Annotated in this window: 18 protein-coding genes and 1 pseudogene; 7 read left to right on the forward strand and 12 right to left on the reverse strand. The window is 57.2% G+C overall.

The features are described 5' to 3' along the window. Positions 1–15: 15 nt before the first annotated feature. The gene (locus QRN46_RS03890) at positions 16–798 is read right to left on the reverse strand and encodes an SIR2 family NAD-dependent protein deacylase (RefSeq protein WP_285354307.1); all 783 of its coding nucleotides are present in this window, start codon (positions 796–798) and stop codon (positions 16–18) included. A gap of 160 nt (positions 799–958) precedes the next feature. On the opposite strand from QRN46_RS03890, the gene QRN46_RS03895 reads away from it, so the two are divergent. Next, positions 959–1,501: an HAD domain-containing protein gene (locus tag QRN46_RS03895; RefSeq protein WP_285354394.1), complete on the forward strand. Its 543-nt coding sequence runs from the start codon at positions 959–961 to the stop codon at positions 1,499–1,501. A 787-nt stretch (positions 1,502–2,288) separates the two neighbouring features. Here the strand turns inward: QRN46_RS03895 and QRN46_RS03900 are convergent. The 3 genes from QRN46_RS03900 to QRN46_RS03910 all read right to left on the reverse strand — a co-directional run bounded on the left by QRN46_RS03900 (position 2,289) and on the right by QRN46_RS03910 (position 4,687). Beyond that, positions 2,289–3,152, reverse strand: a complete 864-nt coding sequence (locus QRN46_RS03900) for a hypothetical protein (protein ID WP_285354308.1) — start codon at positions 3,150–3,152, stop codon at positions 2,289–2,291. 11 nt (positions 3,153–3,163) lie between these two features. Continuing rightward, a complete protein-coding gene (locus QRN46_RS03905) occupies positions 3,164–3,550 on the reverse strand; it encodes a hypothetical protein (protein ID WP_285354309.1) in 387 nt (128 codons plus the stop codon). A gap of 297 nt (positions 3,551–3,847) precedes the next feature. Then, positions 3,848–4,687: a TIGR04255 family protein gene (locus tag QRN46_RS03910; protein WP_285354310.1), complete on the reverse strand. Its 840-nt coding sequence runs from the start codon at positions 4,685–4,687 to the stop codon at positions 3,848–3,850. 200 nt (positions 4,688–4,887) lie between these two features. Between QRN46_RS03910 and QRN46_RS03915 the strand changes: the two genes are divergently transcribed. Then, positions 4,888–5,802: a hypothetical protein gene (locus tag QRN46_RS03915; protein ID WP_285354311.1), complete on the forward strand. Its 915-nt coding sequence runs from the start codon at positions 4,888–4,890 to the stop codon at positions 5,800–5,802. Between the two features lie 1,271 nt (positions 5,803–7,073). Here QRN46_RS03915 and QRN46_RS03920 read toward each other — a convergent pair. Together QRN46_RS03920 and QRN46_RS03925 are read right to left on the reverse strand one after the other, a co-directional pair. Then, a pseudogene (locus QRN46_RS03920) lies at positions 7,074–7,916 on the reverse strand (YifB family Mg chelatase-like AAA ATPase); the annotation flags it as partial. A 488-nt stretch (positions 7,917–8,404) separates the two neighbouring features. Next, a complete protein-coding gene (locus QRN46_RS03925) occupies positions 8,405–8,665 on the reverse strand; it encodes an accessory factor UbiK family protein (protein WP_007920416.1) in 261 nt (86 codons plus the stop codon). A 398-nt stretch (positions 8,666–9,063) separates the two neighbouring features. Here QRN46_RS03925 and glnK point away from each other — a divergent pair, with 398 nt between their 5' ends. The 4 genes from glnK to sutA all read left to right on the forward strand — a co-directional run bounded on the left by glnK (position 9,064) and on the right by sutA (position 11,847). Then, positions 9,064–9,402, forward strand: a complete 339-nt coding sequence (gene glnK, locus QRN46_RS03930) for a P-II family nitrogen regulator (RefSeq protein WP_002555808.1) — start codon at positions 9,064–9,066, stop codon at positions 9,400–9,402. A gap of 37 nt (positions 9,403–9,439) precedes the next feature. Continuing rightward, positions 9,440–10,777 carry an ammonium transporter gene (locus QRN46_RS03935; RefSeq protein ID WP_007951904.1) on the forward strand — a complete coding sequence of 446 codons (1,338 nt, stop codon included), beginning with the start codon at positions 9,440–9,442 and terminating at the stop codon, positions 10,775–10,777. A gap of 215 nt (positions 10,778–10,992) precedes the next feature. After that, the gene (locus QRN46_RS03940) at positions 10,993–11,418 is read left to right on the forward strand and encodes a secondary thiamine-phosphate synthase enzyme YjbQ (RefSeq protein WP_011336526.1); all 426 of its coding nucleotides are present in this window, start codon (positions 10,993–10,995) and stop codon (positions 11,416–11,418) included. 102 nt (positions 11,419–11,520) lie between these two features. After that, complete coding sequence (gene sutA, locus QRN46_RS03945) at positions 11,521–11,847, forward strand: dormancy-specific transcriptional regulator SutA (protein ID WP_007951900.1); 327 nt, start codon at positions 11,521–11,523, stop codon at positions 11,845–11,847. 65 nt (positions 11,848–11,912) lie between these two features. On the opposite strand, the gene QRN46_RS03950 is transcribed toward sutA, so the two are convergent. From QRN46_RS03950 to lptM, 6 genes are read right to left on the reverse strand one after another with little or no spacing between them, the layout of a single operon-like run. Next, on the reverse strand, positions 11,913–12,617 hold the full coding sequence (locus QRN46_RS03950) for an HAD family hydrolase (RefSeq protein WP_011336525.1): 705 nt from the start codon (positions 12,615–12,617) through the stop codon (positions 11,913–11,915). Next, entirely contained in the window at positions 12,614–13,513 is a 900-nt protein-coding gene (xerC, locus tag QRN46_RS03955; RefSeq protein ID WP_011336524.1) for a tyrosine recombinase XerC, read from the reverse strand. Before xerC ends, QRN46_RS03950 begins: the two co-directional genes overlap by 4 nt. A 2-nt stretch (positions 13,514–13,515) precedes the next feature. Then, positions 13,516–14,241 carry a DUF484 family protein gene (locus tag QRN46_RS03960; protein WP_007951894.1) on the reverse strand — a complete coding sequence of 242 codons (726 nt, stop codon included), beginning with the start codon at positions 14,239–14,241 and terminating at the stop codon, positions 13,516–13,518. Between the two features lie 13 nt (positions 14,242–14,254). Beyond that, on the reverse strand, positions 14,255–15,085 hold the full coding sequence (gene dapF, locus QRN46_RS03965) for a diaminopimelate epimerase (RefSeq protein WP_011336523.1): 831 nt from the start codon (positions 15,083–15,085) through the stop codon (positions 14,255–14,257). Positions 15,086–15,089: 4 nt separating this feature from the next. Further along, the gene (gene lysA, locus QRN46_RS03970) at positions 15,090–16,337 is read right to left on the reverse strand and encodes a diaminopimelate decarboxylase (protein ID WP_007951889.1); all 1,248 of its coding nucleotides are present in this window, start codon (positions 16,335–16,337) and stop codon (positions 15,090–15,092) included. Between the two features lie 9 nt (positions 16,338–16,346). Continuing rightward, positions 16,347–16,520, reverse strand: coding sequence for an LPS translocon maturation chaperone LptM (lptM, locus tag QRN46_RS03975; protein ID WP_007951888.1), 174 nt, complete (start codon positions 16,518–16,520; stop codon positions 16,347–16,349). Positions 16,521–16,759: 239 nt separating this feature from the next. Here lptM and cyaY point away from each other — a divergent pair, with 239 nt between their 5' ends. Continuing rightward, entirely contained in the window at positions 16,760–17,092 is a 333-nt protein-coding gene (cyaY, locus tag QRN46_RS03980) for an iron donor protein CyaY (protein ID WP_007951887.1), read from the forward strand. The last annotated feature ends 2 nt before the right edge of the window (positions 17,093–17,094 follow it).

Here is a 17,094-nt window from a genome sequence, read left to right on the forward strand (position 1 = left end):
GGCCCACAGGTAACTTCAATGCTCAAATTCTCTCGGCGTACCCGGCGCTTTGCTGTCCAGAAGCTTCGGCAGTATTGCCGCTGCGGCCCCTATAAGCATGTATTCATTTTGCTCTCCCATTGAGACGTCTGTCTTGTTCACATGAATGACCGATGCGCCGTAACCTAACGCGAGGTCTGGAATGTTGGCAGCCGGCATGACGATCCCAGATGTACCCACTGATATCAAAAGATCGCAACCCTTCACCAAATTCATGGCTGTCTTCCAGGCTTTGGGAGGTAAATCCTCGCCGTACCAGACTACTCCGGGACGCATTCTGCCGTTACAACGTTGACACCGAGGAGGCTCGATCAGTGCGCCCACATTTGGCAATTCTTTTTGATCTGGTGGTACTGGCGCGAGTCGATGGCAGGCATAGCACTCGGGTATAGCCAGGCTGCCATGCAAGTGCACAACATTTAGGGAGCCTGCTCGTTCATGGAGGTCGTCAACGTTCTGAGTAATAACCGAAACTTGGCGGTGTGAGCTTGCCATGCGTGATACTGCAAGATGCCCTGCATTTGGTTCTGCCTGAGCGACTCGCTGTCGCCGCCAAATGTACCATCCCCAGATTAATGCTGGATTCTCTTTGAAGGCCTTAGCCGTCTCCAAATCCCGAGGGTCGTAGCCTGACCATATTCCAGATAGCTTTTCTCGGTACGTGGGAATGCCGCTATCAGCAGAAATACCTGCACCCGTGAAGAAAACTACGTTTTTGGACCTCTGAAGTAGGTCTGCAGCTTGCTCAATGACACTCATAGCATGGCTCCTTTCCTCCTCAGCTTTGCCATCGCGAGCCGCTGAACATTCTTGGACTAGGTTCCGCCGATCAGATGCCCGTCGGGCTTTGAGATCGATGACCATGTAAGGCAAGAGGAAATGGAAGAGAATGTTTGTGCCCATCGCAGTCGATTCATACATGGGCCCCACGGGAGAATTCTCAGTGCAAAATAGTACCCATATATTATTCCTTGATTTTGACGGCGTCTTGCACCCCGATGCCGTCTATCTAGGTCGTCAAGGGCCTACATTGAAGTCAGACGGCGCGCTTTTTATGTGGGCACCGATTCTTGCGGAAATACTCAGTGATTTCTCTGAAGTCTCGCTGGTCTTAAGCACCAGTTGGGTGCGGCTTCTTGGCTATAAGCGCGCGCGTAGCTACCTGCCTCCTGAGCTCCAAGAGCGTGTGATCGGAGCCACTTGGCACAGCTCTATGGATAAGGGCTGGGTAGACGAAATCCAGTGGGAAGGGAAGACAAGGTACGATCAGATTTGTCGATACGCTGCTCGCTCAAAGCTTCAACACTGGACCGCCCTGGATGACGATGCACTAGGCTGGGCAGAGAGCTTGGCAGGCAAACTAATAGCATGTGCGCCCGAACATGGGCTCAGCTCCCGCGAGACTCAATCGGAGCTTAAGAGGCGATTGGGCGAGATGTGTTCGCTTTCAAGGCAAGCTTAAAACTGCCCTTACGGACCAAGCCTATGGTTCGCCCAATCTGGCTGCTTCAACTGTAAGTCGTTGGTTTTGATGGGGGGATTCAAATCAGCGGCTCACAAAAAATTGGATTTATAACAGCGTTTTTCTAGGAAGCCTGAGCAAGCTATGTCGGGAGCTTGTATCAATCTGCTCAGTCAAATGGTGACAGGCTGTAAATTGCCGGTGGCAAGAATACAAAAAAAAGCCCGGCAAGACGTATCTTGCCGGGCTTTTGGTGCATCAGTGAGGCTTGGGAGATACGTTATCGTCCTCAAGGTCGAGCGTACCTTGCTCACCGGCTCCTTCAGTTGGCTTAGCCTTCCGAACTTCATCTACCTCAAAGCAGAACGCGGTTTTGCCAACCTCGTGTGCGAAAAGGCGTTTGCCGTTGCGGAGGGTAATAAAGGGCCTACAAATCATGGTCATACGGATTCTCCTAAATGAGAACCCGGAAGCACGGGCGACACTGCAAATGCCGCTAGTCAAGCAGGTATTGTAAAGAGATAGATATGTAAGTAGAATCTCTTCCCGAGTATGGAAACCTGACCTCCGGGTTTGTTTTCTAATTGTGCTTTGGGAGTTCTGCAAAACATCCATCGCACGGTTCAAATGACCTACCAATGCTGCAAACATTGGTGGGTTTTTTTGTCGATAGAAATAGATATCGGCAATTATAATTATTGCTGAATGGTTCTCTTGTTGTCAATCCCTCCATTTCAATTTTTCTTTGGTTTTCAGGCTCTTGACTGAAAAATCGAAGCGTTTTGGCTCATTCGTCAAAAATTGGCTGTTCTGGATCGTTCCGCAGGCTCACATAATCGGCCTGCCAGCGAGTCAAGTTAAGCGATTGCCCGTATGTTAGAGCCTCGTCTGAGATTACATTTATCTCAATGAGCTCGATCCATTCCCAGGTTTGGCCATCACCGGTTCTGCATCGACGCAGGAAAAGATCTTCAATATTTTTTGCTGTGGTTAGAGCGGCTGTTTCTGCGGCCTCTGGGTCGTCATCAGTTTTGTAGAGCACCAAGATCGAGAGCTCATACGGGTCGTGTGATCCGTCTCTAGTTATTTCTATCCCTTGGTCAACGTCAAAGAATACTGCTGGAATGTGATTGCCGGAGTCTTTGAACAATTGGGCAAGTCGTTCGGCGATTTTTGTTGTCCGCAGTCTGCGGTCGAACTCATCTGGGAATGATGATCGGCGATATCTCGCTGCCAGCCAGCGTTGAAAGATGCTTCGTTCTTGCCCATTCATTAGATGGAGGCGAGCCGGGGTGTGGGATGCAAGGGCTTTAGATGGATCCTCATGCTCTTTCGGGACTTGAATTCGCTTGCTTGCGGTGAATTCACATAGCAGGTGATTATCTGTGCCGGTCAACTCCAAATGAAGTCGTCTGGCTGTTTTGCAATGCGTGTAATTGCCATCCAGCTTGCCTGTGAGAATCTTCCCGAGGATAAGCTCTACTTCCGGTTCTGCTGCTGCTAGCTGTGCGAGATCGCAATCGTGCGTAGCAACAACTGCGATTGCTTTGTCCTTGTCATCGCCGTCGATGATGATGCCGAGCTGGGCGAGTGTCTCGCTATCGACAATATAACCTTGTCGCCACGGTGTTGATCGACTCCAGCTCGTCATCAGCTGCTACCTCATGTTCTGTCTTGCATATTCGGCGAACCAACCGACGCGAGATCTATTACGGCCCGGTTTCGGTTTTTCAGTCTGGACTCCATGGCTGCTCGCTGTGCGCCTTCCTTTTCGGCCAGGGCGATGAGTTTTCCGGCTGCCTCCACTCCTGACATGCCGCTGGCAACGGCCTCAAATAAAGACTTGCCGCCAGAGAGCTTGCGCTTGGCGTTCACTTGGCCTGCTAGGGGGTGGGCTACGATACGATCTGCCGCAGCGGCCAGCTCGTAGAGCAATGCTTGGTTGCCTTCTGAAATGTGCTCACCGGCTTGCCAGTTGTAGATCGCTTGTCTCGAAACTCCGAAGATTGATGCCAATTCTGTCACCGCTGGTTTTAGGGTGCTGCGCACGTAAGATAGAGCCTCTGCAGCGGTCCGCGGAGCCGCCGTAGGCTGAGGCTTGGAAATGCTCTGAGCCGTTTCTTTGTATTCCTTGGTGGCTCGGTTCTCACGAGGTTGGGGTTGCGGTGACAGTGTGCCGAGGCATAGGGCGAAGGCGACAGTTAGGCCGTAGCCCCATGCCAGTGCGGTGTTACTTGCGCTGCGTTTGGCCTTGTCTCGCTCTGATTCGAGGTGGCGGCTAGCTATATCGAATGATCGGTTTGCCAATCCCGGACTTGGGGATGGCGCATATATTGTGCTCATAGGTTAACTCCATGCTTTCCTTGCGTGATCCGTCACGGTCGCGTTGAAAAACAACTTAACTAGATCGTGAAGGTGTTGAAACCTATCTCTGACTTCGTTCGAATCGTATTTCCGGCGCTCAGAAAAACTGGCATCGACATCAACGGTTGCATGCTGGCATTTGAGTCCGTTGAAGCGTTGGCTTATTTTGAGCGGGTCGGGGGTCAGGTCTGGTGGGAAGCGCAGCTCACTGTTCTGGAGGATCACCCGTGACACCACTTGTCCTATGTTGGGAATGGTTGCCGCCGATTCTGCAAAGGAGTGGTTGTACTGCAGTGGCTGCCCTTCGAATTGATAGATCTGATCCACATCGAGTGAAGCTGGCGTGCCCCACACTTCGCGAGCAAGGTACTGCTGCAATGTTTCCCCTTCTGCAGGAACAATCGCATCCAGATATCTCAGCCCTAAGCGTTCAAAATATGCGAGACCGTCAACCGCTTCCTCTAGGATTCCAAGGCCTCGCTCCAGCTCGGCATAGAACTCTGGAAAGGTTTCGTATTCTGTGCAGCGGAACGAGAGTGCGTTTGCTTCAAGCAAGAACCCTTGGGTGCCTTCGAGGTTGGAAAATGTGTAGTTCTCGGTTTGTTGGACGCCTGGTTGAAATGGTGACGAGTCATCGCCGCCGGTGACGGCACTGAAGGCAAATTGCATTTGCTGAGAGCTTTTGAAATCAGGGTAGCCAGCCTTCCGCATGCGCTCCTGGATCGCTGGAAGGTAGCTCTTCAGCGAAAGCAGAGGGTTGTGACGCACCTGGCCAATGGTGAAGTAAACAGGGGCGTTTGCGTATTTTGTTCCCATTTTCATTACTCAGCTTGACACTTTGATTGACAGTTTACAGATAGGTTTACACACTTGCAAATGAGTAGGCCACTTCGCTGTGCCCGTCGTGGCCTTGCGAGCCGACTGACGCTCATTGAATGGGGTGTCGGTGAGGGCCAGCTTAAAATCAACTGTTCATAGCCGGCCAAAAATGTGGGCAGAGGCGATAGAAGGAAGGAAGGCGAATGGACCAAGATCTGCGAAACGCGTTTAGTGCTCTCAGCCAGATTCAAAATCAGTTTGAGGCCGTCGTTCTAGAGCTGTATAGAATGTTTCCTCATGATTCAAACCCGCTCGCGTGGAATGACAAGATCTACACTGAGCAGCGCAAATGGCAATCCGGACCTAATGATCCACACGATTATCAGATGCAGATAGCACTTCATTTTTTAGAGTTGGCCCGTAAAGGTCGATTAAAGGTAGCGCTGGATCATCGTGGATTTTCAGTGATAGAACTGGATGCGAAGCCTCTGGAAAATGTCGATCTAAAGAAAATTATTTTCAATGAGCTCAGTAGGTTAAACAGTAATTGGCTGCCGTATGTGGACCTTTATGCAGCCGTTCACCAATATTTGGGGCTCTCGCTGAGCCAGAACTTGAGCGTGCTTGAAGCAGTGCTCGAAGAGCTGTCGGACAAAAGATATATCCGCAGCGACCAAACACGCTCCCGCATGCTTCGGATTACTCGGGGGCTTAATTTTGATGAGTGGAAAAGTACGATGACCAAGCCTCACACCCCGGCGGTAACCCACAACGCATTTACTTTCAACGGACAGGTTGGTGCTGTGCAAACGGGAGAGGGCTCGGTGGCCAATGTGCAGCAGGCTACTGATGTTAGTCAATTTGCGGACATTAAAGCAGCGCTTCAATCTCTGCTACAGGAGCTCCCCAAATCCAACCTGTCAGCGTCAGAGCGCCAAGACGCCGAAGAGCTTATAGGTAAGACGATAAAGGAGATTGACAGCGAAAAGCCTAGCAAGGGTGTTGTAAAGGCACTGTGTTCAGGTTTAGCCACAACGGTCCAAACTTTGGGATCGACCTCTGCTGCTTACGCACTTGTGAGTGCCGCTTTCGCTGCTTTTGGAGTCTCCTTGGGCTAGCGGCAGATCCTGAAGGGGCATGCACAGTCTGCGGTGCTGCTTTATAGCTTGGAGCGGTTACCGCTCCAGGCCCGGTCTCCGTTTACCATGACATCCGGGGCCATTGCTTCATCGAACTCCAAAGATTTGCGAATTCGATTCAAACGTTTGCCGCGTATTTGTATGCGGCCGAGTACTGGATTGGAGAGTCCTTGGCAAGACTCTTATCGGGCGGTCTCAAGCGCTATCGTGCTTCACCGCTAGCGCCTGAGAAGTTCGCATAAAAATCAAGCCTTTCAGCGGCAGAAGGGTGGAGGCGCGTGTGATTGGGCTGAGGTTAAGATGCTTGAAGAATTGATGTATAAATAAGGGGTTGCACGTTTTTAACTAAGATATAACATCTTAATAACCTAAAGAATATCTCGTGCTTCCATGTAGCTGCACGGCGACGGCGTCATCAGTAGTACCTGCAATCACGGTAATTAGAATATTTATCTCGTGAGAGGTGGGGAAGATGGCGGATAGTAGAACAGGAAAATAGTTTCGTGTTGCCATTCTATTGATATACGACATCTGAAGAGATTTGAAAGGGTATCGAGCTGCTCTTATGCCTTCCGTGGAAGAGCTTAAATATCTTGTCGTGATTTCTTCATTTTTTGTTACACGGCGCTGAGCAGAATTAGGCTCTGCTTTATTGATGCCTACATATTCGTCGAACTGGCCCTTCATAATCGATGTTCCAAATCGCAGCGTCGGAAACAAAAAAACTCTGATCAATTCTGAGCATGGTATTCGCACTGTGTAATGACTGCCTCTGTAAAATGCGTGATTAATAATCTTTATAAAGGAAAGATGAGGATCTTTTGCGCGAGAAATTCTTTTTATTACATCGTCTGTAGAGTAAAGCTGTCGGCAGAGAATCAATTTTGCCTGCGACGCCTCTATTAGGCGAGTCCTGCTCCATCTAGGTGAGCTAGGTACCGGCTCGCCACTTTTCCAACGAGAACCGGGTTTGACGTGCTTGATGGCGGCTACAGGTAGGTCTATGACACATACGTGTCTCTTGGCTCGTGGCGGCGGATCTTCATCACAAAAGCAGAAGAACTGTAGGGAAAGCGCAGACGGGTCGCCATCGACGCAGCTGACTTCTCTAATCCCGAGGATTTCCCAGGTGCGATAGTCGTCGGCTAGCTGGTGGATAAATTTCAAGCCAGTTCCAGAGCATCATTCTCAATTAAAGATAGAATTTATCACGCTCTGTTGTGCATTTGCATTTATCAGTAGGTTTTACAGCCACCGACCAATGCCGGCCCGGAGGCCGAGTGATGCGGTTGGCGGAACGGGCGCTGCGGCCAGTGGGTCAACGGTGCGCCGCTGGCGACGGATTGAATCGCCGCCACTTCCAGCGCTTCGCTCTCGGCCAGCGGTGGCAGCAATCCCGGTAATCGGCTGGCCAGCAACGTCTTGCCCGTCCCCGGTGGCCCGCTGAACAGCAGATTGTGCGCACCGGCGGCGGCAATCAGCAGCGCCCGTTTGGCGGCCAGTTGGCCCTGTACCTCATTCAAGTCGGGATAGGGTTTGGCGGCATGGATCAACCCATCCGAGACATAAGGCTCGACCGGTGTATGCCCGTTGAAATGCGCCACGGCCTCCAGCAGATGATCCACTGCGATCACCCTCAGTCCTGACGCCAGACACGCCTCCTCGGCATTCGCCCGCGGCACCACCAGCGTCCGCCCTGCCTTGCGCGCCGCCAGCGCCGCTGGCAACACCCCACGCACCGCCCGCACTGCACCGGATAACGCCAGCTCACCCAGGCATTCCACGTCATCCAGGGTCAACGTCGGCACCTGCACACTCGCCGACAGAATTCCCAGCGCAATCGCCAGATCGAACCGCCCGCCATCCTTGGGCAGATCCGCCGGCGCCAGATTCAAGGTGATCCGCCGCGCCGGAAACTGCAGCCCGGAATTGATGATCGCACTGCGCACCCGGTCCTTGCTCTCCTTCACTGCCGCTTCGGGCAGGCCGACCATGGTCAGCGAGGGCAAGCCGTTGGCCAGGTGAACTTCGACGGTGACGGCGGGGGCATCCACGCCTATCTGGGCGCGGCTGTGGACGATGGCGAGGGACATGGTCGTTCCTTGAGTTGAATCGGGGGCCGCTTCCTGCGGTTTTTTAAGGGTAGTCGGGGAGGAGAGAGTTGGAGGGACGGCTGCCTGGGCAAACCTTCACTGGATGTTGCTGGAGTCGAAATGATTAATCGTCAGGCGTAAAAAAACCGCCAACTAGGCGGACTTTTAATTCGGGATTCAGGTTCCGCCACCGGCGAGCCAGCCATCTGGCTCCAATTCTTTGCCATAGGTCGCGGCGACCTTCAAAAAGTGCCGCTGACTGGCAGAAATCGTATCGGCCAAACTGGGCGCAAACCCAGTGCTGAACATTCAGCATTGGGTGAGCTTAGGAATCTGGGCTTCACGACGCAATCGGACGGCGGGGTTGCCAGCTGTAGGATTCTGCCGAGATTCGGCAGCGAATCCTGAATGGCGGGAAGGTCGTTCCGACCTTCATTCGCGGGCAAGCCCGCTCCCACAAGGGGCCGCATTCACAAAGACACGAGGTGTTACTCCGCCGGCGGCGTCAGCTTCGCTTCCATCTCCGCCACCTTCGCTTCAAGGCTCTCCAGCCTGGCCCGAGTGCGCGCCAGCACCACCATCTGACTGTCAAACTCTTCGCGGCTCACCAGGTCCAGTTTGCTGAAGGCGCTTTGCAGCAGCATCTTGAACTGGCTTTCGATTTCGGCTTTTGGCAAGGGCGTGTCGCCGCTGAACAGGCGGGAGGCGGTGCCGCTCAGGGCGTCGAGGAAGTCTTTGGGCGCGAGCATGGGATATGTCCTGGAAACTATGGCCGGCAGTGTATCACGCAGTGTCTATAGTCATTTGCGCAGGCACGGATGCACGCTTTTCGCGCAACTGGATGCACGGCCACGCACCGTTGTTGTGCGTATCCCGAGTGCCATTTGGGTGATGGCATCTGCCGCAGCGGCCAAGGGATTGAAATCAGTGGTTTTTGGCGAGATGGCAAGCTTTCTGCTTAGACACCTTCGACCCATGCACTGATGCAGTCGCTGTGACGAATGCAGTGCGGCAGACGGAGCGGGGAGTTTCGTCTGGAGCGGTTAGCTGGCGTCGACAACGAAGCGTTACAAAGCCAGGCACTGCGCTTAGACTTGAGTCGGGTTTGTTTTCCTGGGGCAAGTCCACCAATTCGGGAGAGAGTTTCATGAAGCTAGTCACTGCCATCATCAAGCCGTTCAAGTTGGACGACGTGCGCGAGTCGCTGTCCGAAATCGGCGTGCAGGGCATTACCGTTACTGAAGTCAAAGGCTTCGGTCGGCAGAAGGGTCACACCGAGCTGTATCGCGGCGCGGAGTATGTGGTCGATTTTCTGCCCAAGGTGAAAATCGACGTTGCCATCGACGACAAGGATCTGGATCGGGTTATCGAGGCGATAACCAAGGCTGCCAACACCGGCAAGATCGGTGACGGCAAGATCTTCGTGGTCAATCTGGAACAGGCGATCCGCATCCGTACCGGCGAAACCGATACCGACGCGATCTAAGCGCCGCCACAAACCCAACGCCCCAGGAGAAAACAATATGACTCTGCGTAAATTCGCAGGGCTAGGAGCCCTGTTGTCTATCGTAATGCCCGGCCTGGCCATGGCGGCAGACGAAGTGGCAGCTCCAGTCCTGAACTCCGGCGACACCGCCTGGATGCTCACCTCCACAGCCCTCGTGCTGTTCATGACCATTCCCGGCCTCGCGCTGTTCTACGGCGGCATGGTCCGGTCGAAAAACATTCTTTCCGTGATGATGCAGTGCTTTGCCATTACCGGTCTGATCAGCGTCCTGTGGGTCATTTATGGCTACAGCATCGCGTTCGACACCACCGGCATGGAGCAGGGCGTCGTCAACTTCAATTCGTTCGTGGGCGGTTTCGGCAAGGCGTTCCTGGCCGGTGTCACGCCAGCGAGCCTGACCGGCCCGGCGGCGCTGTTCCCCGAGGCGGTCTTCATCACCTTCCAGATGACCTTCGCGATCATCACCCCGGCGCTGATCGTCGGTGCATTCGCCGAGCGGATGAAGTTCTCCGCGATGCTGATCTTCATGGGCATCTGGTTCACCCTGGTTTATGCACCGATCGCGCACATGGTCTGGTCCGGCAACGGCGGCCTGATGTGGGACTGGGGCGTACTCGACTTCGCGGGCGGCACCGTGGTGCACATCAACGCCGGTGTGGCCGGTCTGATTGCCTGCCTGGTACTGGGTAAACGCAAAGGCTTCCCGACCACGCCGATGGCGCCACACAATCTGGGTTACACCCTGATGGGCGCGGCGATGCTGTGGGTCGGCTGGTTCGGCTTCAACGCCGGTTCCGCTGCGGCCGCCAACGGCACCGCCGGCATGGCGATGCTGGTGACCCAGATCGCGACCGCCGCTGCTGCACTGGGCTGGATGTTCGCCGAGTGGATCACCCACGGCAAACCTAGCGCACTGGGTATCGCATCCGGCGTCGTTGCAGGTCTGGTGGCGATCACTCCGGCCGCTGGCACCGTGGGCCCGATGGGTGCCCTGGTCATCGGTCTGGCGGCAGGCGTGGTGTGCTTCTTCTGCGCCACCACCCTGAAACGCAAACTCGGTTATGACGACTCCCTGGACGCCTTCGGCGTGCACGGTATCGGCGGTATCCTCGGCGCGATCCTGACCGGTGTGTTCGCCGCACCGTCGCTGGGTGGCTTCGGCACCGTCACCGACATCGCCGCACAAGTCTGGATTCAGTGCAAAGGCGTCGGCTTCACCGTGATCTATACCGCGATCGTCACCTTCATCATCCTCAAGGTGCTGGATGCCGTGATGGGTCTGCGCGTGACCGAGGAAGAAGAATCGGTCGGCCTGGATCTGGCACAACACAACGAGCGTGGCTACAACCTGTAAGCACGCGCCGCAAAAAACTTGCCCGGCTCGCCGGGCATTTTTTTGTCTGGAATTTGTCTTCCCCGATACAGCTGAAAGGATTTTTCGTACTGCTTTGGTCGTGTTTACGACGAGTGTTTTTCTGCGGCCAAAGGCTTACATCATTGAAGGAATATTAGGGCCTTTGTTTTTTTCCAGAGCGCGCTAGAATGCGCCCCGAACGTGCGGAGAACTGTATGTGGCAACAGACTCTGATAACCCTGCGGGCACGGCCCCGGGGCTTTCATCTGGTGACCGACGAGTTGCTCGCCGGCCTGCCTGAACTCAAGGCATGCCGGGTCGGTCTGTTGCATTTGTGGCTGCAGCATACCTCGGCGTCGTTGACCATCAACGAGAACGCCGATCCGGCGGTACGTCGCGACTTCGAACGATTTTTCAATCGTCTGATCCCACAAGGAGCAGACGGCTATGAGCATAACGACGAAGGCCTGGACGACCTCCCGGCGCACTTCAAGGCCAGCGTGCTGGGCTGTCAGATCAGTTTGCCGGTAACGGCGGGCCGACTGGCACTGGGTACCTGGCAAGGCGTTTATCTGGGCGAGCACCGTGATCATGGCGGTGCCCGTAAAGTCCTCGCCACCTTGCACGGTGAAGGGGCATAAACCGTTGGTCACCAATGGTTACCGATTTTTTTCCGGCGACTTTCGACAGTCGCCAAAGCTGGTCTATAACTAATCTGCTTTTCGCAAGTCATGAGGTAGAACATGAGCGACGATGATCTGGAAAACGACGACCTCGAAGTAGGCGACGAAGACGAGGCCGAAGACGGTCTGGAAGCAGCAGCGGAAGACGTTGCTGAAGACGATGGCGGTGACGATACGCCGGCCCCGGCTGCCAAAGGCAAGGCCAAGGCTGCGGTGTCGGTCGACGAGTTGCCGAGCATTGAAGCCAAGAACAAGGAGCGCGACGCCCTGGCCAAGGCCATGGAAGAGTTCCTTGCACGCGGCGGCAAGGTGCAGGAAGTGGAGGCCAACGTGGTCGCCGATCCGCCCAAGAAACCGGACAACAAGTACGGCAGCCGCCCTATCTGAGGCGTGTCGCTCGCTTGCTGAAAAAGCCCGCCGTCGCTGCGGGCTTTTTCATGGGCGAAAGAAAGTTAGCCGCGGCTGTTCCAGCGGGCGAGCACTGCGGGCAGATCGTTCAGGCTACGAATCTCGGCATCCGGCAGGCGCTCCGCTTCCCAGACCTTGCCGGCGGGGTTGAACCAGATCGCTCGCAGACCGGCCTGCTGCGCCCCGGCGATGTCATCCCCCGGGTGATCGCCAATATGCACCGCCGCTTCGGCGCTGACGCCGCCGCGCTGCAACGCTTCATGGAACAGTCGCGCATCCGGCTTGGCGATGCCGATGTCTTCGGCGCACAGCGCAAACTTGAAGTAGTCCGCCAGCCCCAACCGACGCACATCGGCGTTGCCGTTGGTGACCACGCCGAGGGCGTAGTGTTTGGCCAGGGTTTCCAGGATCGGCTCGACTTCCGGGAACACCTCGATCTGATGCCGCGCATGCAGGAACACTTCAAAACTCTTGTCTGCCAGCTCCGATGCTTCGCCGTGGGCGTACCCGGACTCTTCCAAAGCATGGAACAGCACTCGCCGGCGCAGCGCGCTGATGCGGTGCTTGAGTCCCGGTTCGCTGCTCAGCACGCGCTCGCGGATCGACCACAGATGCTCCACCGGCACCGCGCCCAGCTTCGGTGCATGTTCGCTCAGCCATTCGCGCAAAACCGCTTCTGCGCTGACGATCACCGGGGCGGTATCCCACAGGGTGTCGTCGAGGTCGAAGGTGATCAACTGGATGCTCATGAATCATCGCCTTTCATGCGTTTGGCCCGTGGATGGGCGCTGTCATAGACCGCCGCCAGGTGCTGGAAGTCCAGGTGGGTATAGATCTGGGTGGTCTTGATGTCCGAGTGGCCGAGCAGTTCCTGCACCGCACGCAGGTCCTGGGAGGACTCGAGCAAATGGCTGGCGAAGGAGTGCCGCAGCATGTGCGGGTGCAGGTTCTGCCCCAGTTCGCGCTCGCCCGCCAGTTTGACCCGCACCTGAATCGCTCGCGGGCCGAGGCGGCGGCCTTGCTGGCTGACGAACACGGCGTCGTCCGACGGGTTGGTCAGCGCCCGCAGCGGCAGCCATTGCTCCAGCGCTTCCCGAGCCTTTTTGCCGACGGGCAGCAGGCGTGTCTTGCTGCCCTTGCCGAGCACCTGGACCATGCCGTCGGCCAGATCGAGCTGATCGAGATTGAGCCCGGTCAGCTCCGACAGCCGCAGGCCGGAGGAATAGAACAATTCCAGAATCGCCTGATCGCGCCGGGCCAGAAAGTCGTCCTCGACTGCGCCTTCGAGCAGTTGCAGCGCTCGGTCGGTATCGAGGGTTTTCGGCAGGCGACGTTCACCTTTCGGTGGTGCGAGACCCGTTGCGGGATCGTGATCGCAGAGACATTCGCGATTCAGATAGTGATAGAGCCCGCGCACCGCCGAGAGCAGGCGGGCCAGACTGCGCGAGGACTGGCCTTGGGCATGCAGGCGGGCGATCAGGCTGCGCAGGCGCTGGATGTCGAGCGCCTGCCAGCTGCCGATGTTCTGTTTGATGCACCAGCCGAGGACTTTATCGAGATCGCGCCGGTAGGCCGACAGCGTATGCGGCGACACCTGCCGCTCACTGCGCAGGTGTTCGCAGTAAGCGTCCAGTTGCCGTTCCATGGTCAGCGTACCGAGCGCAGGGAGCTGTTGACCCGTGGCAGCACGCGACCCATGACTTCGGCGATGTAGCTGAGGAACAGCGTGCCGACCGAACTCTTGTAGTGCTGCGGGTCACGGCTGGCGATGGCCAGGATTCCGTGGATGCCCTGGTGGCTGACGGCGACCACGGCGGTGGAGCCGATCTGCTTGCGCTGCTCTTCGCCGAACAGGAAGTCCAGTTCATGTTCGCGCAGGCTGCCGCTGACGCTCTTGCCTTCAGTGAGCAATCCGCCGATGGCGGTTTGCGCGTCGGCGTGGGTCACCCAGCGGCCGACCGGGGCCGGGTTGTCGCCGAGCAGGATCAGGCTGACGAAGGGCACTTGGAAATCCTGGCGCAGGCTGTCTTCGACGCTGATCACCACGTCTTCCAGGGTGGCAGCGTCCATCAGTGCAAGGATCAGGCGACGGGTCTTGTCGAACAGGCGATCGTTGTCCCGGGCGACGTCCATCAAATGCGAGAGGCGATGACGCATCTCGATGTTGCGGTCGCGCAGGATGGCCATCTGGCGCTCGACCAGCGAGACGGTATCACCGCGCTGATGGGGGATGCGCAGGGACGGCAGCAATTCTTCATGCTCGACGAAGAAGTCCGGATGAGCCTCCAGGTACGCGGCAACCGCTGCCGCCTCCAGGCTCTCGGACGCTGATTCACCGGACTGTCGGGCGGGTACCTGAGGCTTATCGGTCATGGCTTCTGCTCACTCAAAGACGCACTTGTCCTTCGTATACGCGCACTGCCGGGCCGGTCATCAACACCGGTTGGCCGGGGCCTGCCCACTCAATGGACAGACGCCCGCCCGGCAGGTCGATCAGCAGTGGCGAATCCATCCACCCCTGACTGATCGCCGCTACAGCAGCAGCGCAGGCACCGGTGCCGCAGGCCTGGGTTTCCCCGGCGCCGCGTTCCCAGACGCGCAGTTGCGCGCGATGGCGGTCGATGACCTGGAGAAAACCGACGTTGACCCGCGCCGGAAAGCGCGGATGGTGTTCGATCTTCGGCCCCAGTTCATGCACCGGTGCAGTGTTGATATCGCTGACTCGCAGCACCGCATGGGGGTTGCCCATGGAGACCGCCGCCAGATCGACCGGCGTACCGTCGACATCGACCTGATAACTCAGGGCCTGCTCCGGCGCCTGGAACGGAATGTCCGCCGGCACCAGGCGCGGGGCGCCCATGTTCACGCCGATCTGGCCGTCGTTACGCACGTCCAGCTCGATGATGCCGCCCTTGGTTTCGACGCGGATCTGTCGCTTGGCGGTCAGACGCTTGTCGAGCACGAAGCGGGCGAAGCAGCGCGCACCGTTGCCGCACTGCTCCACTTCGGAGCCGTCGGAGTTGAAGATCCGGTAACGGAAATCCACGTCCGGATTGCTTGGCGCCTCGACGATCAGCAACTGGTCGAAACCGATGCCGGTGTGCCGGTCGCCCCACATTTTCGCGTGCTTGGGCTGAATATGCGCGTGCTGACTGACCAGGTCGAGAACCATGAAGTCGTTGCCCAGGCCATGCATCTTGGTAAAACGCAGCAGCATGGGGTCACTCCGGCAGCAGGCTTTCGCCGGCAAACAGCTCGGCCACGGTTTCGCGGCGACGCACTTCAAAGGCCTGATCGCCATCCACCAGCACTTCGGCGGCGCGGCCGCGGGTGTTGTAGTTGGAGCTCATCACGAAACCGTAGGCACCGGCCGAATGCACGGCCAGCAGATCGCCTTCTTCCAGCGCCAGTTCGCGTTCCTTGGCGAGGAAGTCGCCGGTTTCGCAGATCGGGCCGACGACGTCGTAGGTACGCGCAGCGGTCTCGCGTGGCTTGACCGGGGTCACGTCCATCCAGGCCTGGTACAGCGCCGGGCGGATCAGGTCGTTCATGGCCGCGTCGACGATGGCGAAGTCTTTGTGTTCGGTGTGCTTGAGGTACTCGACCTGGGTCAGCAGCACGCCGGCGTTGGCGACGATGAAGCGGCCCGGTTCGAACACCAGCGCCAGATCACGGCCGACCAGACGCTCGCGCACAGCCTTGATGTAATCGGCGGCCAATGGCGGCTCTTCATCGCGATAACGCACACCCAGGCCGCCACCGAGATCGATGTGGCGCAGGTGGATGCCGCAATCGCCGAGGCGATCGACCAGATCCAGCAGGCGGTCGAGGGCATCGAGGAACGGAGGCAGAGTGGTCAGTTGCGAACCGATGTGGCAGTCGACGCCGACCACTTCCAGGTTCGGCAGGTGCGCGGCACGCACGTACACGTCTTCGGCGTCGGCGATGGCGATGCCGAACTTGTTCTCTTTGAGACCGGTGGAAATGTACGGGTGGGTGCCGGCATCGACGTCCGGGTTCACGCGCAGCGAAATCGGCGCGCGAACGCCCAGCTCGGCGGCGACCACTTGCAGGCGCTCGAGCTCGTCAGTGGATTCGACGTTGAAGCAATGCACGCCGACTTCCAGCGCACGGCGCATGTCGTCACGGGTCTTGCCGACGCCGGAGAACACGATCTTGTCCGGGCTGCCGCCGGCGGCCAGAACGCGTTCCAGCTCGCCGCGGGAAACGATGTCGAAACCGGCGCCGATACGGGCCAGGACATTCAGGACGCCGAGGTTGGAGTTGGCCTTGACCGCAAAGCACACCAGGTGCGGCATGCCGGCCAGCGCATCGGCGTAGGCCAGGTACTGGGCCTCGATGTGCGCGCGGGAGTAAACGTAGGTGGGAGTGCCGAAGCGATCGGCGATGGCGGACAGCGCCACACCTTCCGCGAACAGTTCCCCGCCACGGTAGTTAAAAGCGTCCATGGCGATCCCTTAGTAAACGTCGTGCTTGTGTGCCTTGGAGACAGGCTGCTTTTGCGAAGACTGGGCTTGCTCGGCCGGGTCCTGATCTTCATCGGGCAGGTACAGCGGGCCTTTTTGACCACAAGCCGAAACAAGGCAGGCAACCGCGACGAGCGCAGCAAGGGAAGAGATCAGGCGCTTCATGGCGAAATCCTTGAAAATGCGTTAATTGCGCCGGAGTATACCGGCCACCCGGCAGCTTGCCTATGCGACGGAACTCCCGTCCGGCGGGGCTCGGGCTGCGGCACGGAAACTTTTCCCGCGTGGCGGGTGGATATTTCGTCGCCGGGCAGGGCGCTTGGTCGTTATCCTTTGCAATCGGCTGGCAGCGTCCGTATCTTGCGGCGCTTGAGCCTGATCAGACATTTTTTGAGGTTGCCGCAATGAGTTTGTCCGAAGCCCGTTTCCACGATCTGGTCGATGAAACCCAGGAAAAACTGGAAGACATCTTCGACGACAGCGACCTGGACATCGACATGGAGAACTCGGCCGGTGTGCTGACCGTCAAGTTCGAGAACGGCACCCAGCTGATCTTCAGTCGTCAGGAACCGTTGCGTCAGCTGTGGCTGGCCGCGGTGTCCGGCGGTTTCCACTTCGACTACGACGAAGAAAGCGAACGCTGGATGTGCGACAAGAGCGAAGAACAGCTGGGCGAAATGCTCGAGCGCATCGTCAAGCAGCAGGCCGGCACCGAATTCGATTTCGAAGGCCTGTGATT

It is taken from the genome of Pseudomonas sp. lyk4-R2A-10 (genome assembly GCF_030209075.1).
GTDB lineage: Bacteria > Pseudomonadota > Gammaproteobacteria > Pseudomonadales > Pseudomonadaceae > Aquipseudomonas > Aquipseudomonas glycinae.